This window comes from Nostocoides sp. (genome assembly GCF_035343835.1).
Lineage (GTDB): Bacteria > Actinomycetota > Actinomycetes > Actinomycetales > Dermatophilaceae > Nostocoides_A > Nostocoides_A vanveenii.
Window position 1 is genome coordinate 19669 of record NZ_DAOQZV010000018.1, and the last position, 4849, is coordinate 24517.

Annotated in this window: 5 protein-coding genes; 1 reads left to right on the plus strand and 4 read right to left on the minus strand. The window is 69.4% G+C overall.

Features of this window, described 5'->3' with window-relative positions; translation table 11 throughout:
• Positions 1-184, minus strand: a 184-nt coding sequence (locus PKH97_RS02750; RefSeq protein ID WP_324385874.1) for a hypothetical protein, incomplete at its 3' end; no start/stop codon positions are given.
• Between the two features lie 455 nt (positions 185-639).
• Positions 640-1974 carry a 4-aminobutyrate--2-oxoglutarate transaminase gene (gabT, locus tag PKH97_RS02755; protein ID WP_324385875.1) on the minus strand — a complete coding sequence of 445 codons (1335 nt, stop codon included), beginning with the start codon at positions 1972-1974 and terminating at the stop codon, positions 640-642.
• A gap of 52 nt (positions 1975-2026) precedes the next feature.
• Between gabT and PKH97_RS02760 the strand changes: the two genes are divergently transcribed.
• Complete coding sequence (locus PKH97_RS02760) at positions 2027-2890, plus strand: RDD family protein (protein WP_324385876.1); 864 nt, start codon at positions 2027-2029, stop codon at positions 2888-2890.
• A gap of 7 nt (positions 2891-2897) precedes the next feature.
• Here PKH97_RS02760 and fahA read toward each other — a convergent pair whose 3' ends face one another.
• On the minus strand, positions 2898-4115 hold the full coding sequence (gene fahA / locus PKH97_RS02765; RefSeq protein WP_324385877.1) for a fumarylacetoacetase: 1218 nt from the start codon (positions 4113-4115) through the stop codon (positions 2898-2900).
• A gap of 1 nt (position 4116) precedes the next feature.
• Positions 4117-4596 (minus strand): hypothetical protein, encoded by a 480-nt coding sequence (locus PKH97_RS02770; RefSeq protein ID WP_324385878.1) that lies wholly within the window; start codon positions 4594-4596, stop codon positions 4117-4119.
• Positions 4597-4849 lie beyond the last annotated feature (253 nt).

The window sequence follows — 4849 nt, forward strand, 5'->3', positions numbered from 1 at the left end:
TAGCAACGGCATACGTCATGCCGCGTGCGGCGGCATCGGCCGCGGCCAGATCCAAGCGCTCGACAGGATCGGCCCCCCGCATCCCGACCGGCCACCACTGGCCGCGGACGCGACTGATCGTGACCGCAAAGCGCTGGCGATCATACCCAGCTTCCTCACTCGCGCTCTGACTGATGCCTTGCACCGTGCGGAGGTCGCCGGTGGCAGCGGACTCGGGGGCAAGAAGAACGCGGCAAGGCCCGCCTCCCCCAGTGGTGCATCCGCCGTGGCGTAGGGAGCCCCAACCTCGCCTGGTCGCGTCGTTCGCCGCTGTGAGCGGATCCGACCGGTCGGGGTCGCTCGAAGCGAGTGCCTCGGCGAAAGCCGCCCAATGGTCGACCGGCCAGGCGTTGCCGGACGCATCAGGAACCCGCCAGTCAGCCACACCGACTCGGCCGCACATGTTGGTGCGCTGCCGCTCAGCCAGGGCTGCGCAGCGCGTCGTGGCCCAGCTCAGCTGCGCGGCCACCTCGGGGGCGCCGAAGCGCTCGCGGGTGCGGCGGACGAGGATCCACCCGTCCTAGCCCTGCACCTTCGCCGCGAAGGCCGTGCGCGGATCGAAGCCGCGGATCGCACGCACGTCGTGCATCGTCTCCCGGATCAGGCCAAGGCCTCGGCGAAGGCCTCGTCGAGGATGTCCAAACCCTCGTGCAGCAGGTCCTCGGCGATCGTCAGCGGCGGCAGAAAGCGGAAGACATTGCCATAGGTGCCGCAGGTCAAGGTGACCAGGCCGCGCGCGTGGCACGCCTTGTTCACCGCGGCCGTGAGCGCCGCGTTCGGGGTCTTGGCGACCTGGTCGGAAACCAACTCGATGGCGAGCATGGCGCCCCGGCCGCGAATGTCGCCGATGACGCCGGTCTTGTCGGCGATCTCCTTCAGCCGCGGCAAGATGGTGTCCTCGATCGCCCGCGCCTTGGCGCAGAGCTCGTCCTCCTGCATCGAGGCCAGCGCCGCGATCGCCGCCGCGCACGCCACCGGGTTGCCGCCATAGGTGCCACCCAGGCCGCCCGTATGCACCGCGTCCATCAGTTCCGCGCGCCCGGTCACCCCGGCGAGCGGCATCCCGCCCGCGAGCCCCTTGGCGGTGGTGACGAGGTCGGGGACGACACCCTCGTGATCCACGGCGAACCAGTCACCCGTGCGGCACAGACCGGACTGGATCTCGTCGGCGATGAACAGGATCCCGGCGTCGCGGCACCACTGGGCGACGGCCGTCAGGAAGCCGTCCGGCGGCACGATGAAACCACCCTCGCCCTGGATCGGCTCGATGATCACGGCCGCAACGTTGTCCTCGCCCACCTGCGCGTGCACCTGCGCGACGAAGCCGTCGAAGGCCTCCTCGAGACAGTGCTCGGCGCCGGTCGGCCAGCGGTAGGGATAGGCCATCGGCACCCGATAGATCTCGCTCGCGAATGGCCCGAATCCGTCCTTGTAGGGCATGTTCTTGGCGGTCAGCGCCATCGTCAGGTTGGTCCGGCCGTGGTAGCCATGGTCGAAAGCGACGATCGCTTGCCGCTTGGTGGCCACACGGGCGATCTTGATGGCGTTCTCGACGGCCTCGGCGCCGGAGTTGAAGAGCGCGGAGCGCTTCTCGTGCTCACCCGGGGTGAGCGCGGCGAGGCGTTCGCAGACGTCGAGGTACTCCTCATACGGGGTCACCATGAAGCAGGTGTGCGTGAAGTCGGCGATCTGCCGCTGCACCGCGTCGATAACGCGCTGATTGCCATTGCCGACACTGGTGACGGCGATGCCGGAGCCGAAGTCGATCAACTGGTTGCCGTCGATATCGCGCAGGATGCCGTCCTGGGCGGATTCGATGTAGACCGGCAGGCCGGTCCCGACGCCGGCCGAGACCGTGGCGAGCTTGCGCTGTTGCATCGCCTGGCTCTTGGGGCCGGGGATGGAGGTGGCCAGGATGCGCTTCTGCTCGATCATGAGGCGAGCATAGGCCTCGGGGTCGTTCGGGCATACGTGCGAGAATCCGTCGGTGAGCACCCCCACCGCGGCCGGCTGGTACGACGACCCGGAACACCCCGACCAACTGCGCTATTTCGACGGGATCGTGTGGACTCGGCATACGGCCCCACGCGCGACGCGCCCGGCGACGACCGCACCCGTTGTCCCACCCGCCACGCCTCCCACGGCGACGCCGACGAACGACCCGTATGGCTGGCGGGGCGGCTCCACGCCCACGCCACCGACCGGCGCAGGCCAGCCGCCGAACCAGTGGGGTGCCCCGCAGCCCGGTGCGCAATGGGGGACGTATGCCGCGCGGCCGGCCGGCCCCACCACTCCCGACGGGGTGCCGCTCGCTGGGTGGTGGCAACGGGTCGGGGCCTACATCATCGACGCGCTGATCACCGGCATTTTGTCGGGGATCTTCGGCGGGTATTTCCTGCTCAAAGCGCTCCAGCCGTGGATCGATTCGTTCACCGAGGCGATCCGGACCAATGACACGGCCGGGCTCGACAAGGTGTCTGCAGACCTGGCGAGCTATATGACCGGGGGCAACTTCCTGGCGTTTGTGGCCATCACGATGGTCATCGGGCTGGCCTACCACGTCGGTTTCCTGACGAAGAAGGGCGCGACCCCGGGCAAGATGGCGCTCGGGATCAGCGTCCGCGAGCGCGAGCGCCCCGGGCCGCTGCCGGTGCTCGTGGCGATGCGGCGTTATGCGTTGATCCTCGCGCTCAACGTCTTCAGCCTGGTGCCGGGAGCGATCGGGTTCCTGCTGTCGTTGGTCGGCATCGCCGACTATCTGTGGCCGCTGTGGGACCCGCGCAAGCAAGCCCTACACGACAAGATCGCGGGCACCAATGTGGTGCGCGGCAAGGCGGCCCCGCGCCCCTGACCCACTCTCACGGTGATGAGGTCAGGGCGGGGCGGATGGTGCCGGTGCAGGCGCCGAAGCCGATCACCGAGCCGCCGGGGCCCGGGGCGGTCGCCGTCAGCGTGATCGTGTCGCCGTCCTGAAGGAAGCTGCGGGTGGAGCCGTCACCCAGGGTGACTGGTTCGGCGCCATTCCAGCTCAGCTCCAGGAAGCTTCCCCGGGTTTCCTTGGCCGGGCCCGAGATCGTGCCCGAGCCGAAGAGATCCCCTGGCCGCGTACTCGCGCCGTTGACGCTGAGGTGGGCGAGCATCTGCGCGGGCGACCAGTACATCTGCGCAAAGGGCGGTGTCGAGACCAGGGTGTCATTCCAGGTCACGGCACAAGAGATGTCGAGCCCGGTGGCCGCGTCGCCGCGCAGATACGGCAGCGGCGCCGGGTCCTGCGCCGGCAGCGGGACATGGGCGGCGCTCAGCGCGGCCATCGGCACCACCCAGGCCGAGATCGACGTCGCGAAGCTCTTGCCCAGGAAGGGGCCGAGCGGGGCATATTCCCAGGCCTGGATGTCACGGGCACTCCAGTCGTTGAGCAGGACGACGCCGAAGATGTGCTCCCACGCCCGGTCGAGCGCGATGGGCTCACCGATCGCCGACGAGCCGCCGACGACGAAGCCGAGTTCGCACTCGATGTCGAGCCGGACGCTCGGGCCGAAGACCGGCTCCGGGTCGTTCGGCCCCTTGCGCTGTCCGCACGGCCGAACGACATCGGTGCCCGACACGACGACCGTCCCAGAACGTCCGTGATAGCCGATCGGCAGGTGCTTCCAGTTCGGCGTCAGCGCGGGTTGCCCGGGCCGGAACAGCTCGCCGACATTGGTCGCGTGATGTTCGCTGGCATAAAAGTCGACATAGTCGGCGACCTCGAGCGGCAGCAGCAAGTCCAGCCCGTCGAGCGGATGCAGGTGCGGCGCAACGCAATCGGCATACGTCTGATCGCGCAGCGTGTCCTGAAGCCAGGTGCGGGCGGCGGCCCACGCCTCGGGTCCCTCGGCGAGGAAGGCGTTGAGCGAGGGCCGCTCCCAGACCGCCCCCGACTCCATGCCGGCGTGCTCGGCGCACCGAGCGAGGTCGAGCGCGTGGTCGGCGATTCGCGCGACGACGCGCGCGCCGTCGGGGAAGTCCGCCACGGCATACGGGAGATTGGCGAGGCCGAAAGGCTCGTCGGCGGGCAGTTCGTGCCACCAGGCCATGTCAGGAAACTCCTTCCAGCACACCGAGTTCGGTGAGTTCGTGGATCGGCTCGAGCACATCGCAGCAACCGTATGCCGAGAATGCCGCCCGCAGCCGCGTCACCTGGGCGGCGGTGAGTGTGGCGAGCCGGTCGACCAGGGGGCCTGGTTCGCGGCGGGCCAAGGTCGCGGTCAACTCGGCCAGGGGGCGCCCGGCGCGCGCGTCGGCGACGACGGTCAGGATGTTGAGCACACCGTGGTGCTCACCGTCCGAGAGCGTCGAACGCACCGCATGGTGCAACCCGCCGGTCAGCTTCAGCGGGACGTCCATGGCGATGGCGGACTGGATGACGCGGGCGAGTTCGCGCTCCGGTGGCCAGTCCCACAGCGGGGTGCGGCCGGTGCGGAATTTCGCGATGATGCGCGAGTTGCCCGGCTCGCCCTCGGCGATCGCGGTCGCGAGATCGGTCAGGGCCAGCGACTGTTCGGTGCCCCGCGGCAACTCCAGAACGATTGCGGGAGAATCGATCTGGAGCTCTCGCCAGTTCTCGAACCAACCCAGCTCGACGCCGCGAAGTTCGAGCCGGTCGTCGCGCGCGGCCGCGCGGACCGCGGCGCCCAGCTCGACCAGGTCGGCGTCCGGTCGGGCCGCGATGGCGACATCGAGTGGGCCGGGATCGGCGTCCTCGGGCTCGACCGCGGTCTCCGAGGCCTATTTCGCGGCGATGCTCGGCCTGCCCTTCATCGCGGTGGTG

Bases quoted from the DNA above. Each gene is read 5' to 3' on its own strand.
- gabT (WP_324385875.1), bottom strand. From the start codon at position 1,974: ATGATCGAGCAGAAGCGCATCCTGGCCACCTCCATCCCCGGCCCCAAG.
- fahA (WP_324385877.1), bottom strand. From the start codon at position 4,115: ATGGCCTGGTGGCACGAACTGCCCGCCGACGAGCCTTTCGGCCTCGCC.